Origin of the sequence: Devosia sp. XGJD_8, from assembly GCF_046614475.1 — a bacterium.
GTDB lineage: Bacteria > Pseudomonadota > Alphaproteobacteria > Rhizobiales > Devosiaceae > Devosia.
On the sequence record NZ_JBKJHF010000003.1, the window covers coordinates 252,886 to 276,998 of the forward strand.

Annotated in this window: 25 protein-coding genes; 13 read left to right on the forward strand and 12 right to left on the reverse strand. The window is 64.9% G+C overall.

Annotation, left to right across the window (positions count from 1 at the left end):
* Window positions 1-6 precede the first annotated feature (6 nt).
* Window positions 7-552, reverse strand: coding sequence for an NADPH-dependent FMN reductase (locus ACLI1C_RS20030; RefSeq protein WP_411399337.1), 546 nt, complete (start codon window positions 550-552; stop codon window positions 7-9).
* A 135-nt stretch (window positions 553-687) separates the two neighbouring features.
* On the opposite strand from ACLI1C_RS20030, the gene ACLI1C_RS20035 reads away from it, so the two are divergent.
* Window positions 688-1,095 (forward strand): VOC family protein, encoded by a 408-nt coding sequence (locus tag ACLI1C_RS20035; protein WP_411399338.1) that lies wholly within the window; start codon window positions 688-690, stop codon window positions 1,093-1,095.
* Window positions 1,096-1,100: 5 nt separating this feature from the next.
* On the opposite strand, the gene ACLI1C_RS20040 is transcribed toward ACLI1C_RS20035, so the two are convergent.
* The 6 genes from ACLI1C_RS20040 to ACLI1C_RS20065 form a co-directional block, all read right to left on the reverse strand.
* A complete protein-coding gene (locus tag ACLI1C_RS20040; RefSeq protein ID WP_411399339.1) occupies window positions 1,101-1,958 on the reverse strand; it encodes a glycosyltransferase family 8 protein in 858 nt (285 codons plus the stop codon).
* Window positions 1,959-2,049: 91 nt separating this feature from the next.
* The gene (gene dnaJ, locus ACLI1C_RS20045; RefSeq protein ID WP_411399340.1) at window positions 2,050-3,183 is read right to left on the reverse strand and encodes a molecular chaperone DnaJ; all 1,134 of its coding nucleotides are present in this window, start codon (window positions 3,181-3,183) and stop codon (window positions 2,050-2,052) included.
* A gap of 185 nt (window positions 3,184-3,368) precedes the next feature.
* Window positions 3,369-4,433, reverse strand: a complete 1,065-nt coding sequence (locus ACLI1C_RS20050) for an alpha/beta hydrolase (RefSeq protein ID WP_411399341.1) — start codon at window positions 4,431-4,433, stop codon at window positions 3,369-3,371.
* Window positions 4,434-4,710: 277 nt separating this feature from the next.
* Entirely contained in the window at window positions 4,711-5,172 is a 462-nt protein-coding gene (locus tag ACLI1C_RS20055) for a hypothetical protein (protein ID WP_411399342.1), read from the reverse strand.
* A 170-nt stretch (window positions 5,173-5,342) separates the two neighbouring features.
* Window positions 5,343-7,256 (reverse strand): molecular chaperone DnaK, encoded by a 1,914-nt coding sequence (gene dnaK, locus ACLI1C_RS20060; protein WP_411399343.1) that lies wholly within the window; start codon window positions 7,254-7,256, stop codon window positions 5,343-5,345.
* 211 nt (window positions 7,257-7,467) lie between these two features.
* On the reverse strand, window positions 7,468-7,800 hold the full coding sequence (locus tag ACLI1C_RS20065) for a hypothetical protein (RefSeq protein WP_411399344.1): 333 nt from the start codon (window positions 7,798-7,800) through the stop codon (window positions 7,468-7,470).
* 151 nt (window positions 7,801-7,951) lie between these two features.
* Between ACLI1C_RS20065 and pabB the strand changes: the two genes are divergently transcribed.
* Together pabB and pncA are read left to right on the forward strand one after the other, a co-directional pair.
* Window positions 7,952-9,727, forward strand: a complete 1,776-nt coding sequence (pabB, locus tag ACLI1C_RS20070; RefSeq protein ID WP_411399345.1) for an aminodeoxychorismate synthase component I — start codon at window positions 7,952-7,954, stop codon at window positions 9,725-9,727.
* A 2-nt stretch (window positions 9,728-9,729) separates the two neighbouring features.
* Window positions 9,730-10,365, forward strand: coding sequence for a bifunctional nicotinamidase/pyrazinamidase (pncA, locus tag ACLI1C_RS20075; protein WP_411399346.1), 636 nt, complete (start codon window positions 9,730-9,732; stop codon window positions 10,363-10,365).
* Between the two features lie 142 nt (window positions 10,366-10,507).
* Here pncA and grpE read toward each other — a convergent pair whose 3' ends face one another.
* Both grpE and hrcA read right to left on the reverse strand, forming a co-directional pair.
* A complete protein-coding gene (gene grpE / locus ACLI1C_RS20080; RefSeq protein WP_411399398.1) occupies window positions 10,508-11,086 on the reverse strand; it encodes a nucleotide exchange factor GrpE in 579 nt (192 codons plus the stop codon).
* A 115-nt stretch (window positions 11,087-11,201) separates the two neighbouring features.
* Complete coding sequence (hrcA, locus tag ACLI1C_RS20085; RefSeq protein ID WP_411399347.1) at window positions 11,202-12,275, reverse strand: heat-inducible transcriptional repressor HrcA; 1,074 nt, start codon at window positions 12,273-12,275, stop codon at window positions 11,202-11,204.
* A 140-nt stretch (window positions 12,276-12,415) separates the two neighbouring features.
* Here hrcA and rph point away from each other — a divergent pair, with 140 nt between their 5' ends.
* From rph to hemW, 4 genes are read left to right on the forward strand one after another with little or no spacing between them, the layout of a single operon-like run.
* Window positions 12,416-13,132, forward strand: coding sequence for a ribonuclease PH (gene rph / locus ACLI1C_RS20090; RefSeq protein WP_411399348.1), 717 nt, complete (start codon window positions 12,416-12,418; stop codon window positions 13,130-13,132).
* Window positions 13,129-13,272, forward strand: a complete 144-nt coding sequence (locus tag ACLI1C_RS20095; protein WP_411399349.1) for a hypothetical protein — start codon at window positions 13,129-13,131, stop codon at window positions 13,270-13,272. Before rph ends, ACLI1C_RS20095 begins: the two co-directional genes overlap by 4 nt.
* Window positions 13,269-13,910, forward strand: a complete 642-nt coding sequence (locus ACLI1C_RS20100; RefSeq protein WP_411399350.1) for a non-canonical purine NTP pyrophosphatase — start codon at window positions 13,269-13,271, stop codon at window positions 13,908-13,910. The genes ACLI1C_RS20095 and ACLI1C_RS20100 overlap by 4 nt, the downstream gene beginning before the upstream one ends.
* Window positions 13,900-15,057: a radical SAM family heme chaperone HemW gene (gene hemW / locus ACLI1C_RS20105; protein ID WP_411399351.1), complete on the forward strand. Its 1,158-nt coding sequence runs from the start codon at window positions 13,900-13,902 to the stop codon at window positions 15,055-15,057. The genes ACLI1C_RS20100 and hemW overlap by 11 nt, the downstream gene beginning before the upstream one ends.
* A gap of 139 nt (window positions 15,058-15,196) precedes the next feature.
* Here the strand turns inward: hemW and ACLI1C_RS20110 are convergent, their stop codons facing one another.
* A complete protein-coding gene (locus ACLI1C_RS20110) occupies window positions 15,197-16,414 on the reverse strand; it encodes a penicillin-binding protein activator (protein ID WP_411399352.1) in 1,218 nt (405 codons plus the stop codon).
* Window positions 16,415-16,497: 83 nt separating this feature from the next.
* On the opposite strand from ACLI1C_RS20110, the gene rsmI reads away from it, so the two are divergent.
* Both rsmI and ACLI1C_RS20120 read left to right on the forward strand, forming a co-directional pair.
* Window positions 16,498-17,385: a 16S rRNA (cytidine(1402)-2'-O)-methyltransferase gene (gene rsmI, locus ACLI1C_RS20115; protein ID WP_411399353.1), complete on the forward strand. Its 888-nt coding sequence runs from the start codon at window positions 16,498-16,500 to the stop codon at window positions 17,383-17,385.
* On the forward strand, window positions 17,351-17,737 hold the full coding sequence (locus tag ACLI1C_RS20120; protein ID WP_411399354.1) for a YraN family protein: 387 nt from the start codon (window positions 17,351-17,353) through the stop codon (window positions 17,735-17,737). Before rsmI ends, ACLI1C_RS20120 begins: the two co-directional genes overlap by 35 nt.
* A gap of 8 nt (window positions 17,738-17,745) precedes the next feature.
* Here ACLI1C_RS20120 and ACLI1C_RS20125 read toward each other — a convergent pair whose 3' ends face one another.
* Window positions 17,746-18,855 carry an endonuclease/exonuclease/phosphatase family protein gene (locus ACLI1C_RS20125; RefSeq protein ID WP_411399355.1) on the reverse strand — a complete coding sequence of 370 codons (1,110 nt, stop codon included), beginning with the start codon at window positions 18,853-18,855 and terminating at the stop codon, window positions 17,746-17,748.
* 143 nt (window positions 18,856-18,998) lie between these two features.
* Here ACLI1C_RS20125 and gshB point away from each other — a divergent pair, with 143 nt between their 5' ends.
* The 3 genes from gshB to ACLI1C_RS20140 all read left to right on the forward strand — a co-directional run bounded on the left by gshB (window position 18,999) and on the right by ACLI1C_RS20140 (window position 21,030).
* Window positions 18,999-19,943: a glutathione synthase gene (gene gshB / locus ACLI1C_RS20130; RefSeq protein ID WP_411399356.1), complete on the forward strand. Its 945-nt coding sequence runs from the start codon at window positions 18,999-19,001 to the stop codon at window positions 19,941-19,943.
* A complete protein-coding gene (locus ACLI1C_RS20135; RefSeq protein ID WP_411399357.1) occupies window positions 19,943-20,323 on the forward strand; it encodes a hypothetical protein in 381 nt (126 codons plus the stop codon). Before gshB ends, ACLI1C_RS20135 begins: the two co-directional genes overlap by 1 nt.
* A 68-nt stretch (window positions 20,324-20,391) precedes the next feature.
* Entirely contained in the window at window positions 20,392-21,030 is a 639-nt protein-coding gene (locus ACLI1C_RS20140; RefSeq protein ID WP_411399358.1) for a MarC family protein, read from the forward strand.
* 497 nt (window positions 21,031-21,527) lie between these two features.
* Here ACLI1C_RS20140 and ACLI1C_RS20145 read toward each other — a convergent pair whose 3' ends face one another.
* The gene (locus ACLI1C_RS20145; RefSeq protein ID WP_411399359.1) at window positions 21,528-22,382 is read right to left on the reverse strand and encodes a GH25 family lysozyme; all 855 of its coding nucleotides are present in this window, start codon (window positions 22,380-22,382) and stop codon (window positions 21,528-21,530) included.
* A gap of 165 nt (window positions 22,383-22,547) precedes the next feature.
* Here ACLI1C_RS20145 and ACLI1C_RS20150 point away from each other — a divergent pair, with 165 nt between their 5' ends.
* Window positions 22,548-24,071 (forward strand): YifB family Mg chelatase-like AAA ATPase, encoded by a 1,524-nt coding sequence (locus tag ACLI1C_RS20150; RefSeq protein ID WP_411399360.1) that lies wholly within the window; start codon window positions 22,548-22,550, stop codon window positions 24,069-24,071.
* The last annotated feature ends 42 nt before the right edge of the window (window positions 24,072-24,113 follow it).

Genomic DNA, 24,113 nt, shown 5'->3' on the forward strand with positions numbered 1-24,113 from the left:
CGATGGTCACCCGCGGCTGAAATGGATCAGTTCATGCACCATCGAATCCACCTTGCGGATGATGGCGGGCTCGACAAAGTCGCCCTTTTCGTCGAAGGCCTGCTCCGCCGGGCCGATGCCGAGCAGGGTGGGCACGACCAGTGCCCCCATTTTCGACAGCGTGTCGCGCAGATGGCTCAGCGCCCAGATGGTGCCGTACTTGCCCGAGCTGACCCCGCCAATGCCGAAGATCGCGTGGCGGAAAACGCTCGGCTTCTGGCGGCTGAGCCAGGTGATGGTATTGACCATGAGCGGGGTGACGCCGCCATTATATTCCGGGCTGGCGATGAAGACGATGTCGTGGCTGCGCCAGAGCTCGGCCAGCCGCGCCGCCGCTTCGGGCACCTGATCGGGTTCGAGGTCTTCGTTATAGATCGGCATGTCGAAATCGCCGAGGCTGATGGCGTTGACCGCAACGCCGGCGGCCTCGAGCTTGCGGCCCATATGCGCCTGCAGGCGCTGATTTTGCGAACCCTGTCGGATGGAGCCGGAGAGCGTGAGGGCAGTGGTCATATGGGCAGGGTCCTGATTGTCCTGCCCAATCTGCGATGCCTCGGCAGGGGGCGCAAGCCGGAGAATCCGCGCCCGTTGACACTTCTGCCGAGCCGCCTTATTGTTAAGTCATAACTTAAGTAATGGGAGCCGGACATGCCCACATCCATCTTCGTCAATCTGCCCGTCGCCAACCTGGATGAAGCCAAGGCGTTTTTCAGCGCGCTCGGCTTCAGCTTCGATGCCCAGTTCACCAATGAGGCGGGCGCCGCCCTGGTGATCGACGAGACAATCTATTTCATGCTGCTGACGCGGGAGAAGTTTGCCGAATTCATCACCCTGCCGATGGCCGATGCCAGGCAGGGGACACAGGCGCTCTACGCCATTTCGCGCGAGAACCGCGCCGCGGTCGACGAGATCGTCGACAAGGCCCTTGCGGCCGGCGCCACCGAACCGCGCCCCGCGCAGGATCACGGCTTCATGTATGCCCGCGCCTTTGCCGACCTGGACGGCCATATCTGGGAATTCTTCTGGATGGACGTCAGCCTGATCCCCGCCAGCTGACGGTTTCAGGCCAGCCGCAGCCAGCGCCGGAGCAGGCCCGCCATCCGCTCGCGCCGGTACTGGTAGAAGTACCGGTTGGTCATCAGGTGCCGATAGGTCCGCTTGAAGGCGACGCGCGACCAGATGAACCAGGGCTTGGGATTGGCCGAATAGTGCAGGATATGCGGATCGAGGATCTCGTGCGCCGGCTCGGGATTCTGCAGGTTCCAGCGATAGCCCAGCTCGAGGATCCGGCCCTTGAAGGCGAAATTGATGATGTCCTGGTCGTAGTAGAACATGTCGATTTCCGACTGCGGCAGGCTGTCCCGCAGCATCGCGGCAAAGTCGACGCCGCGATACTGCGCCATGTCGATGAGCATGACGCCGGAGTTGAAATAGGGCTCGGCCATGGAAAAGGCATTGCGGGTCCGCAGGTCGGTGCCGGAAATGCAATGCAGCCGGTCCGGCTGCAGGGCCGCGGCAATCGCCTTGCCGCCCATATCGATATGGAACAGTTGCTCGATCGGGCTGCGCACGAAAATGTCGCTGTCGAGATAGAGCACCCGCTCGATGTCGGCCGGCAGCAGCTCACCCATGAACAGGCGGGCATAGATGACGGGCCGGAAGCGCCGCATGCGGATCGTCGGGAAGCTGGCGATGCGGTCGCCGAAGAGGCCCTGGTCATCCAGCGCGATGTGGTTCAGCGCGGCGCCATGGTCGGTGCCGATGGAATCGATGGCCGCCCGGTGCTCCGCCGAGAGGCCGAGCGTCAGCAGGTGGAAGCGGAGCCGTTCGGGATGCTTGGTGGTCAGGCACACCGACCGCATGCTGGCATAGGCCGGCGCCCAGAAGCCGTCATCGAACGCCAATGCGATGTCGATCATGTCGCCTCACAGCCAGCCTATTCGTGCCATTCGGGCTCAGCCCTCATGGCCTTGGGACCTAGAATCGCCCACCGGGGCGACTTTCACGGTCTCAAGCCTCGAACATTTTCTTGAGCTTGTCGAAGAAGCCGCCCGAGGTCGGGCTGGTCTCCTGCGTTTCGAGCTTGGCGAATTCCTCGAGCAGCTCGCGCTGGCGCCGGCTCAGGGCCTGCGGCGTCTCGATATCGAGCTGCACATAGAGATCGCCGACATCCTTGCTGCGCAGCACCGGCATGCCCTTGCCCTTGAGGCGGACGCGCTGGCCCGGCTGGGTTCCGGCCGCGACCTTGACCTTGGCCCGGGCATTGTCGAGCGTCGGCACTTCGAATTCGCCGCCCAGCGCCGCGGTGGTCATGGCAATGGGCACGCGGGCATAGAGATCGGCCCCGTCGCGCTGGAACAGCTCATGCGGGCGGATCGAGATGAAGATATAAAGATCGCCCGGCGGCCCCCCCCGCAGGCCGGCCTCGCCCTCATTGGCCAGCCGGATACGGGTGCCGTCCTCGATACCCTTGGGAATGTCGACGGAAAGCTTGCGGTTTTCCTGCCGGCGCCCCTGGCCGCCGCAATCGGTGCAGGGCTGGTCCATCATCTGGCCGCGGCCCTGGCAGACCGGGCAGGTGCGTTCGATGGTGAAAAAGCCCTGCGCCGCGCGCACCTTGCCGTGGCCATTGCACTGCCGGCAGGTATGGGTGCCGGTGCCCGGCTTGGCGCCGGCTCCGTCGCAGGTGGTGCAGCCCACCAGGGTCGGCACGTCGATCTCGACGGTGCGGCCTTCAAAGCTCTCCTCGAGGCTGATTTCGAGGTTGTAGCGCAGGTCGCTGCCGCGCAGCTTGGCCGCGCCGCCACCGCCGCGCCGGCCGCCGCCCATGAAGTCGCCGAAAATATCGTCGAAGATGTCGGACATGGAGGAGGTGAATTCGGGGCCGAAGCCACCGGCGCCGCCGCGCCCGCCGCCATTCTCGAAGGCGGCGTGGCCGAAGCGGTCATAGGCGGCGCGCTTCTGGCCGTCCTTGAGCGCGTCATAGGCCTCGTTGATTTCCTTGAACTTGGCTTCCGCCTCATGGTTACCCGGATTGCGGTCCGGGTGATGCTGCATGGCGAGCTTGCGATAGGCGCTCTTGAGCGCCGCGTCGTCGGCGCCCTTCTGGACGCCGAGTACCTCGTAGAAATCCCGTTTGGACAAAAACCACGTCTCCAATGCGATGCCGGTCGCGTCACGCGCGCCCCGCAAAATCTGAGCCCCAAGCACACCCTAGATGGCAATCGACCCCGCGGCCCGCAAGGGGTCTGGGGTCGCGAGCGGCAAAACCATTGCCCCGCTCTTAGCAAGAGCGGCCAATCGCTTCAACATTGCTGATTCGGCGGGGGCTAGCCCTGGCGCTTCGGCGTGAAGGCCTTGCTCAGTGCATCGGCCGCATCCGACTGGGCAAACAGCGCCTTGGTGACGACGAGGCCGAGGCCGAAAAAGCCCTGGGTCACGCCATGATAGGTCCAACAATTGACCGGCACGCCGGCCGCCTCGAGAGCCTCCGCGAAAGCCTCGCCTTCCGAGCGCAGCGGGTCGATCTCGGCCAGCACCACTGTGGCCGGCGCCACGCCGGCGAGATCATCGCGCGATACGAGGTCGATGCGGCTATCCGCCAATCCCGCCTCGTCCTCGAACAGATGCCGGTAGCGCCAGCGCATGGCCGGCAGGCCGATGGGCCGGGCGCGCAGCATCTCGCCATAGGATGGCGTGGCGAGGTCACCCCCGGCAATGGGGTGGATCAGCAGTTGATGCACCGGCTGGACGCCGCGTGCATCGCGGGCCGTCAGCGCGACATAGGCGGCCAGGTTGCCACCGGCATCCTCGCCGGCCACGGCCAGGCGGCGCGGATCGCCTGCCAGCTTGCCCGCATTGTCCGCCAGCCAGCGCCAGGCCGCCCAGGCATCGTCATGGGCGGCGGGAAACTTGTGTTCGGGCGCCAGCCGGTAAGCCAGCGACATCACGATGGCGCCGGTCCGCCGGGCCAGCGCCCGCGCCGATGCGTCATGGCTGTCGAGATCGCCGGTGACGAATCCGCCGCCATGGAAATAGAGCACCATCGGGTTGAGCCGGCTCAACAGCCCCGCCGGGCGATAGAGGCGCGCCGGCAATTCGCCATCGGCACCGGCCACTGCGATATCCTCGACGGCCACGCCGTCATCGGGTCGCTCGCGGCTCTGCTGGCCGAGAATGGCGGCAATGGCCTCGGCCGCGCGCGGCTGGCGCCGGGCGGCATCCGGGGTCAGCATCTCCAGCGGCCGTGCGCCGATCTCGCCCAGCCGGTCCAGCACATGCTTCATATCGGCGTCGAGCCGGTTTGCCGGATCGCCCGAGATCAGTTCGGCGAGGCGGCCAATGGAATCCGACGGAGCTGCGGCCATCGGGTAAGGCTGGTGGGAATCGTCCATGGCGGCGCCTCGCTTTTGCGTGACACCTGTTTGACCGCCAAAACCGGCCCGCAATTTGGCCCAATCATGGGCATTTCAAGGCCGCAGCCGAATGCATGGCGGCTCCGACGCCTCGCCACGACATGGAAAGGCCCCGGATCGCTCCAGGGCCGAATACGGATTCACGTGAAACTTCTCGCCGGCCCTGCGGGCAAAATTGCTCCGGTGGAGCAATTTTAGGCGAGAAGGCCATGAGGCCTATGGCCGAATGGCTGAGCCTATTGAAAAGCTCTCAGTGCTAAGCCGCCACCGTCTCGCCCATGGCCACGCCCTGGTCCATCAGCTTCTTGCGGGCCGCATTGACCACGTCGACGCTGAAGGCGTCTTCATTGTTGATGACGATCGCCTCGCCGGTCAGGTCGCTGCGGTTATGCGCAACGAGCTTTTCAAAGCCATCGCTGAGCTCGGGGGCCATCATCATGTCCGACAGCACTTTGACGGCGCCGACGCGCTTGTGCTTGGAGCGGATCTTGATCAGCTTGGTGGAGCGGCCATTGTCGGCAGTGCGGAACTCTTCGGCGGCGACGAGGCCGGTGAAGAAGGCGCGTTCGACGGCATCGGTATGGGCGGCGCCGGCGAGCTCGGCAATGCGCATCTGGCAGCCGAAGGCGAGGTCGTCATAGCCAAGCCGGACGGCATTGGCCATGAGTTTGCGCAGCTTGTCCGGGTCGGTGAAGGTCTGGGGGTCTGGAATGTTCATGGGCCACCATAGGCCATCCCGGCGCAATTAGCGAATGATAACGGAATTTGCGAATGGCGGTGAAGTCAAGGCGATGACGCAGGCGGCATGACCCCTGCGCGTCGGGCTCGCCGGCAAAACAAAAAGGGCCCGGCTTGCGCCGGACCCTCTCGATCTAGACTGGCTTGGGCTTAGGCCGACTTCTTGTCGTCGTCGTCCTTGACCTCTTCGAAATCGGCGTCGACCACGTCGTCGTCGCCATCATCGTCGGTGCCATTGGCCTTGGCTTCGGCTTCAGCCTGGCTGGCCTTGTACATGGCCTCGCCCAGCTTCATCGACGCCTGCGCCAGCGCTTCGGTCTTTTCCTTGATCAGCTCGCCATCCTCGCCCTCGATCACGGCCTTGAGCTCGGTGATCGCGGTTTCGATGGCGGTCTTGTCCTCGGCCGAAACCTTGTCGCCATATTCCTTGAGCGACTTTTCGGTCGAGTGGATCAGGCTTTCGCCCTGGTTCTTGGCTTCGACCGACTCGCGCTTCTTCTTGTCGGCTTCGGCGTTCTGCTCGGCTTCCTTGACCATCTTTTCGATGTCGGCGTCGCTGAGGCCACCCGAAGCCTGGATGCGGATCTGCTGCTCCTTGCCGGTGCCCTTGTCCTTGGCCGAAACCTGCACGATGCCGTTGGCATCGATGTCGAAGGTCACTTCGATCTGCGGCACGCCGCGCGGTGCGGGCGGAATGCCGGCCAGGTCGAAATTGCCCAGCAGCTTGTTGTTGGCGGCCATTTCGCGCTCACCCTGGAACACCCGGATGGTCACGGCGCTCTGGCTGTCCTCGGCGGTCGAGAAGGTCTGGCTCTTCTTGGTCGGAATGGTCGTGTTGCGATCGATCAGGCGGGTGAAGACGCCACCCAGGGTCTCGATGCCCAGGCTCAGCGGGGTCACGTCGAGCAGCAGCACGTCCTTGACGTCGCCCTGCAGCACGCCGGCCTGGATGGCCGCGCCGAGCGCCACCACTTCATCCGGGTTCACGCCCTTGTGCGGCTCCTTGCCGAACAGTTGCTTCACCACTTCCTGCACCTTGGGCATGCGGCTCATGCCACCGACCAGCACGACTTCGTCGATCTGGCTGGCGGTGATGCCGGCATCCTTCATCGCCAGCTTGCACGGCTCGATGGTGCGCTGGATCAGGTCGTCGACCAGCGATTCGAGCTTGGAGCGGCTGAGCTTGAGCGTCAGGTGCTTGGGGCCCGATGCGTCGGCAGTGATGAAGGGCAGGTTGATTTCGGTCTGGGTCGAGCTCGAGAGTTCGATCTTGGCCTTTTCGGCGGCTTCCTTGAGACGCTGCAAGGCGAGCTTGTCGGAGCGCAGGTCGATGCCCTGCTCCTTCTTGAACTCGTCGGCCAGGTAGTCGACCAGGCGCATGTCGAAGTCTTCACCACCCAGAAACGTGTCGCCATTGGTGGACTTCACTTCGAAGACGCCATCGCCGATCTCGAGGATCGACACGTCGAACGTGCCGCCACCCAAGTCATAGACCGCAATGGTGCCGGTATTCTTCTTGTCGAGGCCATAGGCGAGCGCCGCAGCGGTGGGCTCGTTGATGATGCGCAGCACTTCAAGGCCGGCAATCTTGCCCGCATCCTTGGTGGCCTGGCGCTGGCTGTCGTTGAAATAGGCGGGAACGGTGATGACGGCCTGCGTGACGGTCTCGCCGAGATAGGATTCGGCGGTTTCCTTCATCTTCTGCAGGATCATGGCCGAGACCTGGCTCGGCGAATACTTTTCACCCGAGGCTTCCACCCACGCGTCGCCATTGTCCGCCTTGACGATCTTGAAGGGCACAAGGTTCTTGTCCTTGGCCACGACAGCGTCGTCGAAACGGCGGCCGATCAGGCGCTTCACCGCAAACAGGGTGCCTTCGGGATTGGTGACCGCCTGGCGCTTGGCCGGCTGGCCGACGAGACGCTCGCCATCCTTACTGAAGGCGACCATCGAGGGGGTGGTGCGCGCCCCTTCCGCGTTTTCGATAACCTTGGGATTGGTGCCGTCCATCACTGCGACGCAGCTATTGGTGGTGCCCAGATCGATACCGATGACTTTAGCCATTACTCTAGCCTCTCTTTCAGCAAACCCATACTGGCGCCCTCCGCTGGGAAGCAGCGCCGTGGCCGCAAGGGCCGGGTTCCTTGCACTGGAATGCGCCCTTGTCAGGGCTTACGGGCTATATAGGGGGGGCGCCCAAAGGCTTCAAGCGCCTCGCGGGCAAATCTGCCCCGGGCCGATGGGGCCAGCACCTGGCTGGCCCCGCCAAACGCACTCAGTCGGTCAGCGTATATTCGCCAAGCTCGCAGATATCGACTTCATAGACTTCGAGCAGGGCGCCCTCGCCGGTCTCGAAGCGGAAGTCATAGAGGCACTGGTCCGAGCCGTCGCCGATGAAGACGGTGCCCTGCATGCCCGGCTCGAGCGTGCCGGTCTCGCCCAGCAGGTCTTCGCCCCAGGCATCCTGGTCGCTCGGATTGGTGTAGAAATAATGCAGCGACTGCGAGCTGGCATTGATCAGCGTAAATTCGACATTCTGCGCAGCAGCAGGCACGGCGCTGGCCAGCAGCGCCAGGGCGACCAGGCCGCCCTTGAGATTGAAAGTCATGGAAAGCTCCCGAAGCCGACAGCGACACCGCTGCCGGTCACAATCTATCTACCACGGCGGAATCAATCGGCAAGCGGCGGTCGTGCCGAGGGTAAATGTCACCGCGCCGCTGCAAGGTGACGCGGCATATAAAACCATCTAGAAGGCGGCCATGTTCGCCCCCGGCACAGTGCTGCTCCACGATACGCTCGACCCCCAGGGCGAGAACCTGCTGTTCACCGCGCCCCGCGAGATCCTCGTGGCCTATGACGCTGCCGACGCGCGGCGCGCGCTGGCCCGGCTGGAGACCGCCACCGCGCAAGGGCTCCATGCCGCCGGCTATCTCGCCTATGAGCTGGGCTTCATTTTCGAGGAACGGCTGGCCGATCGCCTGCCGCAGGCCAGCGCCACGCCCCTGCTCTGGCTGGGTCTCTACGATGCACCGCAGATGCTGAGCGCCCAGGAAGTCGACCGGCGCCTCGCGGTCATCGCCGGCAACGCGGCCGGCGCCGCGCGCGACATCACCCCTCGCTGGGATGAGGCGGCCTATGGCCTGGCCTTCGACCAGATCAAGGCGCTGATCGCCGCTGGCGATACCTATCAGGTCAACCTCACCTTCAAGGCCGATTTCCGCCTCGAGGGCGATCCGGTGGGGCTCTATCGTGAGCTGGTGCGCAAGCAGCCGGTGGCCTATGGCGCGTTGATCAATACCGGCAGCCAGTGGATCCTGTCGCGCTCGCCCGAGCTGTTCGTTGAGAGCCGTCACGGCGCATTGGCGGCCCGCCCGATGAAGGGCACGCTCAAGCGCGGCCGGACCCTGGCCGAGGACGAGGCCGGCCGCATCGCGCTTGCCGGTGATGAAAAGAACCGCGCCGAAAACCTGATGATCGTCGACCTGCTGCGTAACGATCTCGGTCGCATTGCCGAGATCGGCTCGGTCAAGGTCACCGACCTCTTCACCGTGGAAACCTACCGGACGCTCCACACCATGACCTCGGGCATCATCGCCCGCCGCCGGCCGGAGGTCACCACCACCGATCTGCTGGCCAATCTCTTCCCCTGCGGCTCGATCACCGGGGCGCCCAAGTTGCGGGCCATGGAAATCATCCATGAAGTCGAGGCCGGCCCGCGTGGCCTCTATACCGGCTCCATCGGACACTTTTCGCCCAATGGCGACCTGACGCTCAACGTGGCCATCCGCACCGCCGTGATCAATGCCGCAGGCGAAGGCGAGATCGGCATTGGCGGCGGCATTGTTGCCGACAGCGTGGCCGGCGACGAATATCGCGAGGCCCTGCTCAAGATGGCATTCTTCACCGAACCCGCCGAGCCCGTCACGCTGATCGAAACCCTGCTCTGGGAGCGGGCCGAAGGCTTCGCCCTGCTCGACCGGCATCTGCAGCGGCTGGCGCAATCGGCGCGCTATTTCGGCCTGCCCTTCGACCGCGCCTCCATCCTGGCGGCACTGGATGCGCGGAATTTTGCCGCCGACCGCATGCGGGTGCGGCTGACGCTGGATGCCGCCGGCCCTGCCATGACCGCCATGCCGCTGCCGCCCAGCCCGCCCGTCTTCCGCTTCGCCATGGCGTCCGAGCGGCTCGATTCGCAGAGCCTGTGGCTCATGCACAAGACCACCAACCGCGCCTTCTATGATGAGCCGCGCCAGCAAGCCCATGCCGCGCTCGGGGTCGACGAGGTGCTGTTCCGCAACGAGCGGGACGAATTGACCGAAGGCTCGATCACCAGTCTCTTCATCCAGCGTGACGGCACGTTGCTGACGCCGCCGCTGTCCTCGGGCCTGCTGCCCGGCACATTGCGGGCCGAGCTGATCGATCAGGGCAAGGCTGTCGAGCAGGTTTTGACCCTTGCCGATCTTGCAGGCGCCGAGGCAATCTTCCTCGGCAATTCCGTGCGCGGCCTGATGCGCGCGCAATGGGTAAGGGAGTGAGCATGGCCATCGAAATCGCAGCCACCGACGTGCTGGTCGTCGTCGACGTGCAATATGACTTCCTGCCCGGCGGCAGCCTTGCCGTCGCGGGCGGCGACGAGATCGTGCCGCTGATCAATACGCTGGCCAGGAAGTTCACCAATGTGGTCTTCACCCAGGACTGGCACCCGGCCGACCATGTGTCCTTTGCCAGCCAGCATGAAGGCAAGGCGCCGTTCGAAACCATCGAACTCCCCTATGGCACGCAGGTGCTCTGGCCCGACCACTGCGTCTGGGCCAGCCATGGCGCGGCACTCTCGGCAGACCTCGACATTCCCCATGGCCAGCTGATCATCCGCAAGGGCTATAACCGGCAGATCGATTCCTATTCCGGCTTCCAGGAGGCGGACCGCCAGACCCTGACCGGCCTTGCCGGCTATCTCAACGAACGCGAGGTCGGCCGGCTCTATGTGGTGGGGCTGGCCACCGACTTCTGCGTCGGCTGGACCGCCATTGATGCCGCAGCCGGCGGCTTCGACGTGACCGTAATCGAGGACGCCACCCGCGCCATCGACAATGCGGGCAGCCTCGCCAGGGCGTGGACGGACATGGCAGAGGCAGGGGTCGAGCGGATGATGAGCAAGGATATTTTGGGCTAGGGCGGCCGAAGGCAAAATCGCTCCAGTGGAGCGATTTTAGCGAACTAGGCCATGAGAGCTATGCTCGAATGGCGGGGCCTTGTGCCCAAAAACGAAAAATCCCCGCTCTCGCGGGGATTCACGTGAAACGCTGAACCTGATGTCAGGCGCTCTTGTCGACGGCCTCGTCGGCCGGGGCATGGCTCGGGCCGCCCTTGGCGACGCCGACCATGGCGGGGCGCAGCACGCGGTCGCCAATGGCAAAGCCGGCCTGCACCACCTGCACGACCGTGCCTTCCGGACGGGACGGATCGGGCACTTCGAACATGGCCTGGTGCCGGTGCGGATCGAATTTCTGGCCCTCGGCCTCGATCGGCTTGACTCCGTGCTTGGCCAGGAGGCGCTGCATTTCGCGCTCGGCCATTTCAATGCCTTCGATCAGGCCCTTGGTGGTCGCATCGCCATTCTCACGGGCCTCGGCCGGCAGCACCATCAGCGCACGGCTCAGCGCGTCGGTGGCGCTCAGCATGTCGCGGGCAAAGCCGGCAATGGCATAGCTGCGCGTGTCATTGACGTCGCGCTCGGTGCGCTTGCGCAGGTTTTCCATCTCCGCAATGGTGCGCAGCACACGGTCCTTGAGCTCCGCATTCTCGGCGCGCAGCGCCTCGATGGGATCGACCTCGGGCTCTGCCGGGATTTCGACTTCAGGCGTCTCGCCTGATGCGGCGTTCTCGTCGCTCATCATTATGCTGTTCCGCAAAGATTACTGGCTTTGCCCCGCATATCGGCCAATGCGCTGCAGATTTCAACCCTTGGCTCGGCCCGGCCGTACGTGCCGCAGGCGAATGGCACGGCGCTCATCGCTTCCGCGCCATCATCGCGCTGATCACATTGGCGGTATAGTCCACCACCGGCACGATGCGCGCATAGTTGAGGCGCGTTGGGCCGATGACCCCCAAAACGCCAACCACCTTGTCATTGGCATCCTTGTAGGGCGAGAGAATGACCGAGGAGCCCGACAGTGAAAAGAGCTTGTTTTCCGAGCCGATGAAGATGCGCACGCCCTGCGCCTTTTCCGCGTCGCCGAGCAGTTCGAGCAACCCGTCCTTGCTTTCCAACTCGTCGAACAATTGCCGCATGCGCAGCAATTCGTCGCTCGCCATCGCGTCATTGATCAGGTTGGCCCGGCCGCGCACGATGACGGTCGGCTGGCTGGCCGGCGATGCCTGCCCCAGCGTGGCAATGCCGGCATCGACCAGCTTCTGGGTCAGGTCGTCGAGTTCGGCGCGCTGTTCGTTGCGCTGCTCGGCCAGGGCCTTGCGCGCCTCGGGAATGGTCCGCCCCACCACATAGCGCGCCAGATAATTGCCCGCCTGGGTCAGCGCCGAGGCCGTCAGGCCCGGCGGCACATCCATGATGCGGTTTTCCACCTGCCCGTCCTGCCCCACCAGGATCGCCATGGCGCGGGTGGTGTCGAGCCGCACGAATTCGATATGCCGCAGCACCATGTCGGCCTTGGTGGCGATGACGACGCCCGCGCCCTGGCTGAGCCCGCTCAGCAATGTGCTGGCCTCGGTCAGCACATCCTCGACCTGCCCGCTATGCTGGCCTTCGATGGATTTGGCGATCTGGCTGCGCTCGCTTTCGTTGACCGCGCCGACCTCGAGCATCGCATCGACGAAAAACCGCAGGCCCTCCTGCGTCGGAGCTCGGCCGGCCGAGGTATGGGGCGCCGCGATCAGGCCCAGATCCTCGAGATCGGCCATGACATTGCGCACCGAGGCTGGCGACAGCCCGGTCTGCAGCATGCGGCTCAGGTCACGCGAACCGACGGGTGAGCCGGTCTCGAGATAGCGCTCGACAATCTTGCGGAAGATGTCCTGGCTGCGGGCGTTGAGCACGCTCAAAAAGTCTTCGGGCGGCTTGACCATGGGTGTTCGATAAAATCGTCCGCTTTAACCTTGCCCTCTCATTTAAGCGCATTGCAGCCTCCCGCCAAGCGCCAGCGGCTTGTGAGCGGGGCCGTGGGGCGTTAAGAGGCGGTTAACGATAATGTCTCAGTGGATTTTTAATGCGCCCTTCCGGACGTGAGCCCAACCAGATGCGCGCCGTAACGATCGAGCGCAACATCGCCCAGAAGGCGGAAGGCTCCTGCCTCGTCTCGTTTGGCAATACCAAAGTACTCGTCACCGCCTCGGTCGAAACCAGCCTGCCCGGCTGGCTGCGCGGCAAGGGCCAGGGCTGGGTCACCGCCGAATATGGCATGCTGCCCCGCGCCACCGGCAGCCGCACCCGCCGCGAGGCCACCGCCGGCAAGCAGTCCGGCCGCACCCAGGAAATCCAGCGCCTGATCGGCCGCTCGCTGCGCGCCGTGGTCGATATGCAGCTCCTGGGCGAAAACCAGATCACCGTCGATTGCGACGTGCTCGAAGCCGATGGCGGCACGCGCACCGCCTCGATCACCGGCGCCTATGTGGCTCTGGCCGACGCCATTGCCTGGATGGATGAGCGCAAGCTGACCAAGGGCAAGGCACTGCGCGATTCCGTCGCTGCGGTCTCCTGCGGCATCTATCGCGGCACCCCCGTGCTCGATCTCGATTATCTCGAGGATGTCGAGGCCCATACCGATGCCAATTTCGTCATGACCGGCTCGGGCAAGTTCGTGGAGATCCAGGGCACTGCCGAGCAGGCGCCGTTCAGCCGCGACGAGCTCAATGCGCTGATGGGCCTCGCCGAGCAGGGCATCGGCGATCTGACCCTGATGCAGCAGACGGCGCTCGTCCCATGATCGGCTGGCTCAAGAAACGCCTCGCTGCCAAGCCGCAATCCAAGCCGCAGGTGACCCCGCGCGCCGCCTCGCCGGAAAACTGCGCCCTTTGGCACGATGTGGCCCGCGCCCTCGACGCCAAGCCAAGGACGTCCAAATGAGCATCGCCCGGCTCCGCGAAGGTGATCGCCTAGTGCTGGCCACGCATAATGCGGGCAAGCTCAAGGAATTCCAGGAGCTGTTCGAGCCCTATGGCCTGGAGCTGGTGTCGGCCGGCGAACTCGGCCTGCCCGAGCCGGAAGAGACCGGCACCACGTTTGCCGAGAATGCGCGCCTCAAGGCGCATGCCGCTGCACAGGCCTCCGGCATGCTGGCGCTGAGCGACGATTCCGGGCTCTGCGTCGATGCGCTCAACGGCGATCCGGGCGTCTATACCGCCGACTGGGCCGGCGTGCCGCGCGATTTCAATCACGCCATGAAGCGCGTCGAGGATGCGCTGCAGGCCGCCAATGCCACCTCGCCCGGCCAGCGCCGGGCCAATTTCAACGCCACGCTTTGCCTGGCCCATCCCGACGGCCGCGACGTCATCTATCACGGCCAGTGCTTCGGCACGCTGGTCTGGCCGCCGCGCGGCACGCAGGGCCATGGCTATGACCCCGTCTTCATGCCCGACGGCTATGACATCACCTTCGGCCAGATGCCGCCCGCAATGAAGCATTCCTGGTCGCCCGGTCAGCAGGGGCTGAGCCACCGCGCCCGCTCCTTCGCCAAGTTCGTGGAGCAGCAAATTGAGCTCTAACCCCAACGACATGTTCGGGGTTTACGTGCACTGGCCCTTCTGCGCGGCCAAGTGCCCCTATTGCGACTTCAACAGCCACGTCCATCGCGGCCCCTTCGACGAGATCGACTACGTCGCCGCCTATGAGCGCGAGATCGCCACGGCCGCCCAGCTGGCGCCGGGCCGGGTGGTGCAATCCATCTTTTTCGGTGGCGGCACGCCCAGCCTGATGAACCCGCAATCGACCGGCCGCATCATCGACGCCATCGCCAGGCACTGGACGATGGATCGCAATGCCGAGATCACGCTCGAGGCCAATCCGACCAGCGTCGAGGTCGACCGCTTCAAGGGCTATCGCAGCGCCGGGGTCAACCGCGTCTCGCTCGGCGTGCAGTCACTGCGCGAGGGCCCGCTGGCCGAACTGGGTCGTCGCCACACGGTGGACGAAGCCATTGCCGCGGTGCGCATCGCCCAGTCGGTTTTCGAGCGCTCCAGCTTCGATCTCATCTATGCCCGCCCCAAGCAGACGCTGGAAGACTGGGAAGACGAGCTCAAGGAAGCGCTCTGGATGGCGCGCGGCCATATCAGCCTCTACCAGCTGACCATCGAGCAGGGCACGCGCTATTTCGACCTGCACCAGGCCGGCAAGCTGGCCATGCCCAATGAGGATTTGTCAGCCGATTTCTATGAGCTGACCCAGGAACTGACCGCGGCAGCGGGCCTGCCCGCCTACGAGATTTCCAACCACGCTCGCCCGGGTCAGGAGAGCCGCCATAACATGCTCTATTGGCGCTATGGCGAATATGCCGGCATCGGTCCGGGCGCCCATGGCCGGTTGATGATCAACAACCAGCGCCACGCCACGGCGGCCGAGAAACTGCCCTTCGACTGGCAGAAGCTGGTGACGTCCAAGGGCCACGGCATGGTGGTCGACGACGTGCTGACCTGGGAAGAGCAGGGCGACGAATTCCTCGTCATGGGCCTGCGGCTCAAGGAGGGCATCTCCCCCGCCCGCTTCACCGCCATCTCCGGCCGCCAGATTTCGCCGCGCCAGATCGATACGCTCAAGGGCTACGGCTTTGTCGAAACCCTGCCCAACGGCAATATCCGCGTCACCGACCGCGGCTGGCCGGTACTGGATGCCGTAGTGGCAGATCTGGCGGCCTAGCTTGCTTACCTCTCCCTTTGGGGGAGAGGTCGACCCGAAGGGTCGGGTGAGGGGGCCTGTTCAAAATGCGGCGCGTGGAAAGGCCCCCTCACCCGTCTTGCTGCGCAAGCCGACCTCTCCCCCAAGGGAGAGGTTAGAACTACAGCTTCGCCCCTTCGATCAGTTGTGCCCCGCCCGGCGCGATCCGCTTGATCGCCAGCGCATATTCGCTCTTGCCATTGCCCAGGAACCGGAACACGCCGTCGCGGCCGTTAAACCCGGTCGGGCTGGTCATCAGGGCAGGGTTGTAGGGCGGATTGGCCATGGAAAGCGTGTTCACATTGGCCAGGATCGTCGCGGTATAGGCGATGGTGGCCAGAGCATGCGGCTGGGTGCCGAACTGGCGCTGGTAGTCGGCGCTGATCGCCAGCATGCCGGCGGGGTCCACCGTGGGATAGATCGCGCCGCTGAGCTGGCTGGCCGTGGCGATGGTGGGGTCACCCTCCCAGTCGGCCGAGCCGACAATCTGCAACGCATCGCCACTGACCCCCGCCTGGCCCAGCAGCACGCCAAAGCTTGGCGCGGTGGCGCGGTCGGGCAGGAACAGCGTGTCGATCATCCCCTTCTGGATCAGCGGCAGCGCCTGGTTGACGATCTGCTGTGCCTCTTCGACGTTCGAGAACGTATAGACTGCCTGCGGCGCAAAGCCGGCCGCGACAGCCTGTTGCCGGAAGGCAGTTTCCTGCGCCTGGCCGAATTCGGTGGCGGGGAAGACGCCGGCAATGCCGCGCCGGCCCTGCGCCATCAGCCAGCCCATCGAGCGCTTCATCTCCATGTCCGGCAGGACGCTCAAAAGGTAGACGCCCGGGCTGGCCGCCGTCGGATTGTTGGAAAAGCCGATCAGCGGCAGCCCGGCAGAGTGGGCAACGGCGCCGGCCGCCGTTACCTGGTCGGCGCGCAGCGGCCCCAGGATCAGCCTGGCGCCATCGGTGACCGCCGCGCTGGCCGCCGCTGTCGCGCCGGCGACGCTCGTGCCGGTATCGCGCAGCGTGATGGTGATGTTTTCCGCGATATTGGGATTGGCCTCGATGAAGGCGATGGCCAGGCGGCTGGCATTGGCGAGCGATTGGCCGACCGCGGCAATGCCATTGTCTCCGCTCAGCGGCAAGAGCAGCGCCACCTTGACCGGTCCGCGCCCGAAGCTCTGCGAAGGCCCGGCTGGCATCGTGACCGGGGCTTGGATAGTCTGGGCCGGAGGCGCGCCGAAATCGAGCGTGCGCGAACCCAGCTGGATGGGTGAACAGGCCGATAGCACCAGCAGCGCCACCGCGCCCAAGGCCTGTGCTATGCCATGCCATGACATTGGATGTGCCGTCACGCTTGCCCCGGATTTGCTAGCAGACTGTTAACATTTAGAACCGCATTGCTTAACCAATTCTCAACCGACCGGAACTCTGGCGCATGGCTGACACCAATTCGGGCTATTTCATCGCCGGCTCCACTTTTTCCGCGCCGCCGCTGGCGCCGGGCCTTTATGTGGTGGCGACCCCGATCGGCAATCTGCGCGACATCACCATCCGCGCCCTCGAGACCCTCGCCGCCGCCTCGGTGATCCTCTGCGAGGATACGCGCATGTCGGCCCGCCTGCTCGACCACTACGGCATCAAGGGGCGGCGCATCGCGCTGCATGAGCATAATGAACGGGCCAAGGCCGATGACATCGTGCGGCGCGTGGCCGGTGGCGATGCCATCGCGCTGATCTCGGATGCCGGCACGCCCCTGCTCTCCGATCCCGGCTTTCCGCTGATCCGGGCGCTGGCCGAGGCCGGCCAGCCGGTCTTTCCCATTCCCGGCGCCTCGGCCCTGCTCTCGGCGCTGGTCGTGGCGGGCCTGCCCACCGATGCCTTCGCCTTTCACGGCTTCTTGCCCCCTAAGGCGGGTGCCCGGGCCAATGCGCTCAAGTCCCTGCGCGATTCACGTGAAACTTTGGTCTTCTACGAAAGCCCGCGCCGGCTCGACGATACGCTGGCCGCCATGGCCGAGGCCTGGGGCGAACGGCAGGCTGCCGTGGCGCTGGAGCTGACCAAGCGATTCGAGCGCGTGCATCGCGGCACCCTGCCGGCACTGGCCGCCGAGTTTGCCGATAGCGAGACCAAGGGCGAGGCGGTCATCGTCGTGGCCGGCGCCGCCGAAGCAGCTGCCCCCGATGCGGCCGACTGGCAGGCCGCCCTGCTGGCCGCCATGGCCGACCAGCCGCTGCGCGCCGCGGTCGATGCGGTGACCGAGCAGTTCGGCCTCAAGCGCAAGGAAGTCTATGATGCCGCCCTCGCCCTCAAAGCCCAAGAGTAAGGCGCGCATCGCCGCCTATCTCGGCGGCCATCGCGGCGAGGCGCTGGCGGCCTGGTTCCTGCGCCTCCAGTTCTACCGCATCCTGTCGCGCCGCTACAAAACCCCGGTGGGCGAGATCGACCTCATCGCCGAGCGCTTCGGTACCGTGGTCTTTGTCGAGGTCAAGGCGCGCAGCCGGGCCGCCACCGAGGCCGAGACGCTGGAGGGTATCAACCGCTCCCGCATCCTGCGCGCGGCGCAATATTGGCAGGCGCGCCACCCGGCACGGGCAGCCTCGCCGCTGCGCTTCGACGTCATCTTCCTCACGCCCGGCCGCTGGCCGCGCCACATCAAGGATGCCTTTGGCGGTTAGGGGCGCGCCTAGTCGGAAATGTCCGCCCAGATCAGGTGATGGTCGCTGGCGGCATGGATGTCCCTTTCCAGCTCGGGAAACATCTCCCAGCGGCCCGAGGCGGTCCAGGCGCCCTTGCGGAACAGGCCCGCCGCGGTCACACGCGCAAAGAGCGCCGGCGAGAGCAGCAGGTAGTCGATCTTGTGCGCCTTGCTGCCCGTGCCATAGGTGCCGATGCCGCTGAACTGGCCAGGTGAGAAACGGGGATGCTCGGTCACCTCCTTGAGGTCGGTCTGTGCCAGCAGGCGCTGCAGCGGCGCCGCATCGGGCGTATCGTTGAGATCGCCCAGCACCACGACCTTGTCCTGTCCATCCGCTCGCAGGGCCTCATAGATCTCGGCCGTGCGCTCGGCCTGTGCAGCGCGCTTTTTGACCGAGCTGGGGTCATTGCCGCCATACTTGGATTTGAAGTGGCTGGGCAGGACCCAGATGATCTCCCCACTCGGCGTGATCACCTGATATTCCGGGCAGTCGCGCGAAAACACCCGCTCGCCATTGGGCAGCATGTCGGCAATGTGGCTGCGCATCAGCCCCACCGAAAAGCCATTGGTGACCATCAGCCCCACATCGATGCCGCGCTGGTCATTGCCGTCGATCAGCATGATCTCGTCATAGGGCGCGCCATCCAGCTTCTTGAGCACCTGGTCGGAAAACTGCATCAGTGCCACGCGATCTTCCGCCTCGATCACCGCCAGGATATCGGCGCCGACCTCCTTGATCACCCGCCCGGTATTCATCACCGCCACGGCATTGTTGTGTTCGGTCTTGAGCTCCACCCAGCCGACCCAGTCGCCGCGGCCATTGGCGACGATCTCAAGCGGCCCATTGCGCGGCTTCTTCCAGAAGGCGCCGCGTATCTTGCGGAAATTGACGAAAGGCGGGTTGCTCGATGTCAGCTTGAGCTCCCCGATCAGCACCAGCATGCGCGCCTTGTCGGCAGCGCTGTATTCGTCCTTGTTGATCAGCACATTGAGCTCGGCCACCGCATCGGTAATGGCCGCGCCCTTTGCATGATCCTCCAGATTGAAGGCCTTCGGCCGGTCGAACAGATTCTCCACATTGAATGCCGCGATCTTCATGATGCCCTCCCCCGCAACAGTGGGGCCATCATGCGCCTCGATCGTGACAGGTGCCAATCGGCAGAACTTCGCGCCCGCCCCCTTGCATCGGCTGGCGTCCCGCGTCATGTCATCTACGCTCGACGCTATGCTAAGGGGCTTTCATGTCGCTCAAAGTCGCGGTCCAGATGGACCATGTCGCCACCATCAATCCGCGCGGCGATTCCACCTTCGCCATGATGCTAGAAGCGCAGGCACGCGGCCATGCGCTGCTGCATTACACGCCCGACACCCTGGCGCTGCGTGGCCACACGGTCTCGGCTCTGGCCCAGCCGATCGAGGTGTTCGACAAGCCCAAGGGCGAGCATTTCGCGCTGGGCGAGGCGCGCCGGGTCGATCTCTCGACCCAGGACGTGATCCATATGCGCCAGGATCCGCCCTTCGACATGAACTACATCACCCTGACCCACCTGCTGGAAAAGCTGCATCCCCAGGTGCTCGTGGTGAACCCGCCAGCCGCGGTCCGCAATGCGCCCGAGAAGATCCTCGTTACCGATTTCCCCGAGCTGATGCCGCCCACTCTGGTGACGCGTGACCGCGAGATGATCTACGATTTCCGCAGGGAGCACGGCAATATCATCGTCAAGCCGCTCTACGGCAATGGTGGGGCCGGCGTCTTCTTCATCCAGGAGGGCGACCATAACCTGGCGAGCCTGCTCGAGCTGTTCGAGCAGAACTACCGCGAACCCTTCATGATCCAGAAATACCTGCCCGACGTGCGCAAGGGCGACAAGCGCATCATCATCGTCGATGGCGAGCCGGTGGCCGGGCTCAACCGCATACCCGCCGATGGCGAAGCGCGCAGCAACATGCATGTCGGCGGCCGCCCGGAACTGAGCGAACTTACCACCCGCGAGCGCGAAATCTGCGCCACCATCGCCCCGGCGCTCAAGGAGCGCGGCATGATCTTCGTCGGAATCGACGTCATCGGCGACTATCTCACCGAGATCAACGTCACCTCCCCCACCGGCATCCGCGAGATCAAGCGCTTCGGCGGGCCGGACATCGCCGTCATGATCTGGGACGCCATCGAAAAGCGCCGCGCCTGATGTGGCTGCTGGTTGGGCTGGTCCTGTCCGGCCTCGGCTGGTTCCTGTTCCGCCGCTGGCGCCGGAGCCTGCCGGTCGATCAGCGGCTGACCCTGCCCTATTGGCGCAATACGCTTTTCGTCACCGGCTTCTATCTGCTCTCCATCCTGCTCGGTGCCGGCATTACCCGCGTCATGGTCGGCTTCAACCGCTCCGGCTGGGCGGACCTGCTGATGGTGGCCTTCTTTGCCGTCTGGGTGCTCTATGGCGCGGTCTGGCTTGTCCGCTTCCTGCCCACGACACGGCCCATGCCGGCGTGGCTGACGCGCGGGCGCGGCTGGATCGACGGCCTCGCCCTGATCCTGCTGGCCTGTCTGGCAACCGGCGCGCGCATGCTCTAGTGCCTCGGGGGCTGGGCAAGCTCTTGCGAAACGGCTAGGTCTAGCCGACGCAGCGGGGGAACAGCGTCATGCCCACCACGACATTTCTGGTCGCCTTCGCGACCCTGTTTGCCACCGTGGGCGTGGCCGATATCGCCTTCATCTTCGCCGCCCTCACCAAGCACAACACGGCCAAGCAGCGCTTTGCCTTTGCCACGCGCGGCGTCATCATTGCCGGGTTGATCCTGCTGCTCTTCGGCGTGCTGGGTAACCCGATCCTCGACATCTTCGGCATCACCATTCCGGCTTTGCGCACCGCCGGCGGCCTGCTGCTGTTCCTGATCGCCATCGACATGGTCTTTGCCCGTCATTCCGGCGGCACCGACATCACCGACCAGGAAGAGGTGGAAGCCCGCTCGCGCGACGATATCGCCGTCTTTCCGCTCGCCATGCCGCTGCTGGCCGGGCCCGGCGCCATCAGCGCCGTCATCCTGCTGACCACTGGCACGCGGACCGACCTCGAATTCTGGGCCGTGCTGGCGGCGATCGTGGTGATCCTGTTCCTGGCCTGGCTGACGCTGCTGGTGGCCATTCCCATCCAGCGCCTGCTCGGCGTCACCGGTCTTGCCGTGGTGTCGCGCGTCGTTGGCATTCTGCTGGCAGCCCTGGCCGTGCAGTTTGTCTTCGACGGCATCAGGACCAGCGGCCTGCTCGGCGCCGCGACCTGACAACCCGTTGAATTTTCAGAAAATTGTCGCGTTAAGCAAGTCTTAACGCCGTTGTTGACCGGCTCCGGGCAAGCAGTCCATCAAGGTGGCAGACCTGCCTGGAGGACCGGACAAGTGCGTGTTGCCGCCATTCTGCTGCTCTTCATCATGGCCATGCTGGCCGCCAGTGCCAGCACCACGACCACGGCACGTTCCGAAATCCTGCTGCCGATCGAGGCCCCGGCGGCGTGACATGCAAAAGGCGGCCCGCTTGCGCCGGCCGCCCCTCGTTCAATCCTGCATCAAAGCCTATTTCTTGGCGTTGCCGGCGCTGCCCGAGCCCAGGCCCGTGATCGGCTTGGCGGCGGCAATCTTGTCCTTTTTCGGCTTCTTGGCTTCCTTGTTGCTCTTCATCTGACCTTTGGCCATGGTCCCGTTTCTCCTCGCTGCGGGCCACGTGCCCGGATCAATATCGAGCGGAGGCTAGACCTGTGGCGAATCGCTGGCAAGTCCCCGGATTACTTGGCTGATTGGCAACGGCCGGTCGGGCCCAGCGAGGCGATGGCGCGCGGATCGCAACCGGTCAGCAGGAAGGTGATCCAGTCGTTCTGATTGCCATAGAAGGCATTGCGGTCGACCTCGCCGCGCACGCCGCGCACCACCCCGGTCTGTGTCCACTGCCAGAAGGTCCACGTGCGGTTGCCATAGCGCTCATGCGGCTCGGCGGCGGTGGAGCGCAGCCAGAAGGCATTGGGGAAATACTCGCCCGCCATGATGTCGCGGTGGAAGTTCATGTCGGTATAGATGATGGGCAGCTTGCCGGTATGGCGCTCCATGGCGTCGAGCATGTAGCGGATCTTTTCCAGGGCATCGGCCCGGTTCGGCTTGACCTTGCAACTCGAATGGTTGTTCCACTCCAGATCGAGCACCGGCGGCAAGGCATCGGGGTCGTTCGGCACGTTCTGGGCGAACCACACTGCCTGTTCTGAGGCCAGCGAACACCAGGTCATGAAGTGATAGGCGCCGCGCGGCATGCCGGCATCGCGCGCGCGCACCCAGTTGGTGCGGAAATTGGGGTCGATATAGTCCTTGCCCTCGGTCGCCTTCATGAAGACGAAATGGATGCCCGAGGCAAAGGCCTGGCGGAAATCGACATTTTCCTGGTAGCGCGCCACGTCGATCCCCTGGATCGGCAGCGTGCGGGCGCGGTCGACGCCCGAATGCGGGCGATTGTCGCCCTGGATCGGGCCATAGAGCCCGCCGCCCGAGGAACACGCCACCAGCACTGCGGCCAGAACGGCCGAGATCGTGCCCTTTGCGATCGTGGAAAACGAGGGAAAAGGCCGGCTGGCAAACATCAGGAAACCACTCACGCAGGACTACAAATGAGCCTTTGATTCAACATGGGCGGGTTAATGAGCGATTAGGTTTACCTTTGTGGCAAAGGGCGTGGTTAACAGGTCGTAATTTGTTCGCTTTACGTTCTTGTTTGCCGAAATTGCCTTTGCTAAGCTGCCCACGGGCTTGGGGAATTGGGCATGGTCACCCGCGTCGCCACCGTGGCGTTTCAGGGCATCGAGGCGGTGCCGGTCGATGTGCAGGTGCAGATCGCTCCGGGCATTCCCAAGATCATTCTGGTCGGCCTGCCCGACAAGGCCGTCAACGAATCCGGCGAGCGCGTCCGCGCCGCACTGATCGCCTCCGGCCTCGGCCTGCCGCCCAAGCGCATCGTCGTCAATCTGGCCCCGGCCGACCTGCCCAAGGAAGGCAGCCACTATGACCTTCCCATCGCCCTGGGCATCATGGCCGCCATTGGCGCCATCCCGCAGGATGCGCTCGATGGCTATCTGGCGCTGGGCGAATTGGGGCTGGATGGGCGCCTTGCCCATGTCGGCGGCATATTGCCGGCCGCCATCGCCGCCCAGAGCCGCGACCTGGGGCTGATCTGCGCCGAGCCCTCGGGAGCCGAGGCCGCCTGGGCCGGTGAAGAGCTTGATATCGTCGCCGCCGAGAGCCTCCTGGCCCTCGCCAATCACCTCACCGGTCATCAGCTGGCGGCCAGGCCCGTCCCGCGCCGGCAATTGCCAAATACGGCCCTGCCCGATCTCAGCGAAGTGCGCGGCCAGCTGGTGGCGCGGCGCGCGCTGGAAGTGGCGGCAGCCGGCGGGCACAATATGCTGATGGTGGGGCCGCCCGGCGCCGGCAAATCCATGCTGGCGGCGCGGCTGCCCTCCATCCTGCCGCCGCTTGATCCGCGCGAACTGCTCGATATTTCCATGATCCAGTCGATTGCCGGCGAGCTGGTCAATGGCGCCCTTTCCGATCGCCGGCCCTTCCGCGCGCCGCATCATTCCGCCTCCATGGCCGCGCTGGTCGGCGGCGGCCTGCGGGTGCGGCCAGGCGAGGTGAGCCTGGCCCACAACGGCGTGCTCTTTCTCGACGAATTACCCGAATTTGCCCCCAGCGTGCTCGACAGCCTGCGCCAGCCGCTGGAGTCCGGGGAGACGGTGATTGCGCGGGCCAATGCTCGGGTGAGCTATCCCAGCCGTGTGCAGCTGATCGCGGCCATGAACCCCTGCAAATGCGGGCTGGCCGGCACGCCGGGCCACGCCTGCCGGCGCGGCAAGGCCTGCGCCGATGATTACCAGAGCCGGGTCTCGGGGCCTTTCCTCGATCGCATCGATATCCGTATCGACGTGCCGGCCGTCACCGCCGCCGACATGATCGCGCCTGCCGCGGCAGCCGAAAGCTCGGCCGTGGTGGCCGAGCGGGTAGCCCGCGCCCGCGCCCGGCAACGCCAGCGCTTCGCCGAACACGGCGCGCCCGACGTCTTCACCAATGCGGCCGCTGGACCGACGCTGATCGAGGCGGTGGTCAATCCCGATAAGGACAGCCAGACCCTGCTGCTGCAGGCCGCCGAGCGCTTCAACCTCTCCGCCCGCGCCTATCACCGCGTGCTCAAGGTGGCCCGCACCCTGGCTGATCTGGCCGGGGTTGAGACGGTGGGGCGGCCCCATATTGCCGAGGCGTTGAGCTATCGGCTCAACCTGGGCGTGGCTTAGGACCTGTGCATAAGCCTGTGGATAAGTGTTTCACGTGAATCG

Excerpts from the sequence above, each read along its gene's own strand:
- rph (WP_411399348.1), top strand. The coding sequence starts at position 12,416 with ATGCGCCCTTCCGGACGTGAGCCCAACCAGATGCGCGCCGTAACGATC.
- ACLI1C_RS20140 (WP_411399358.1), top strand. The coding sequence starts at position 20,392 with ATGCCCACCACGACATTTCTGGTCGCCTTCGCGACCCTGTTTGCCACC.
- grpE (WP_411399398.1), bottom strand. The coding sequence starts at position 11,086 with ATGAGCGACGAGAACGCCGCATCAGGCGAGACGCCTGAAGTCGAAATC.
- dnaK (WP_411399343.1), bottom strand. The coding sequence starts at position 7,256 with ATGGCTAAAGTCATCGGTATCGATCTGGGCACCACCAATAGCTGCGTC.
- ACLI1C_RS20150 (WP_411399360.1), top strand. The coding sequence starts at position 22,548 with ATGGTCACCCGCGTCGCCACCGTGGCGTTTCAGGGCATCGAGGCGGTG.
- ACLI1C_RS20035 (WP_411399338.1), top strand. The coding sequence starts at position 688 with ATGCCCACATCCATCTTCGTCAATCTGCCCGTCGCCAACCTGGATGAA.
- ACLI1C_RS20030 (WP_411399337.1), bottom strand. The coding sequence starts at position 552 with ATGACCACTGCCCTCACGCTCTCCGGCTCCATCCGACAGGGTTCGCAA.
- ACLI1C_RS20065 (WP_411399344.1), bottom strand. The coding sequence starts at position 7,800 with ATGACTTTCAATCTCAAGGGCGGCCTGGTCGCCCTGGCGCTGCTGGCC.
- hrcA (WP_411399347.1), bottom strand. The coding sequence starts at position 12,275 with ATGGTCAAGCCGCCCGAAGACTTTTTGAGCGTGCTCAACGCCCGCAGC.
- ACLI1C_RS20055 (WP_411399342.1), bottom strand. The coding sequence starts at position 5,172 with ATGAACATTCCAGACCCCCAGACCTTCACCGACCCGGACAAGCTGCGC.
- pncA (WP_411399346.1), top strand. The coding sequence starts at position 9,730 with ATGGCCATCGAAATCGCAGCCACCGACGTGCTGGTCGTCGTCGACGTG.
- gshB (WP_411399356.1), top strand. The coding sequence starts at position 18,999 with ATGTCGCTCAAAGTCGCGGTCCAGATGGACCATGTCGCCACCATCAAT.
- ACLI1C_RS20040 (WP_411399339.1), bottom strand. The coding sequence starts at position 1,958 with ATGATCGACATCGCATTGGCGTTCGATGACGGCTTCTGGGCGCCGGCC.
- ACLI1C_RS20120 (WP_411399354.1), top strand. The coding sequence starts at position 17,351 with ATGATGCCGCCCTCGCCCTCAAAGCCCAAGAGTAAGGCGCGCATCGCC.
- ACLI1C_RS20050 (WP_411399341.1), bottom strand. The coding sequence starts at position 4,433 with ATGGACGATTCCCACCAGCCTTACCCGATGGCCGCAGCTCCGTCGGAT.
- ACLI1C_RS20100 (WP_411399350.1), top strand. The coding sequence starts at position 13,269 with ATGAGCATCGCCCGGCTCCGCGAAGGTGATCGCCTAGTGCTGGCCACG.
- ACLI1C_RS20095 (WP_411399349.1), top strand. The coding sequence starts at position 13,129 with ATGATCGGCTGGCTCAAGAAACGCCTCGCTGCCAAGCCGCAATCCAAG.
- rsmI (WP_411399353.1), top strand. The coding sequence starts at position 16,498 with ATGGCTGACACCAATTCGGGCTATTTCATCGCCGGCTCCACTTTTTCC.
- ACLI1C_RS20135 (WP_411399357.1), top strand. The coding sequence starts at position 19,943 with ATGTGGCTGCTGGTTGGGCTGGTCCTGTCCGGCCTCGGCTGGTTCCTG.
- pabB (WP_411399345.1), top strand. The coding sequence starts at position 7,952 with ATGTTCGCCCCCGGCACAGTGCTGCTCCACGATACGCTCGACCCCCAG.
- ACLI1C_RS20125 (WP_411399355.1), bottom strand. The coding sequence starts at position 18,855 with ATGAAGATCGCGGCATTCAATGTGGAGAATCTGTTCGACCGGCCGAAG.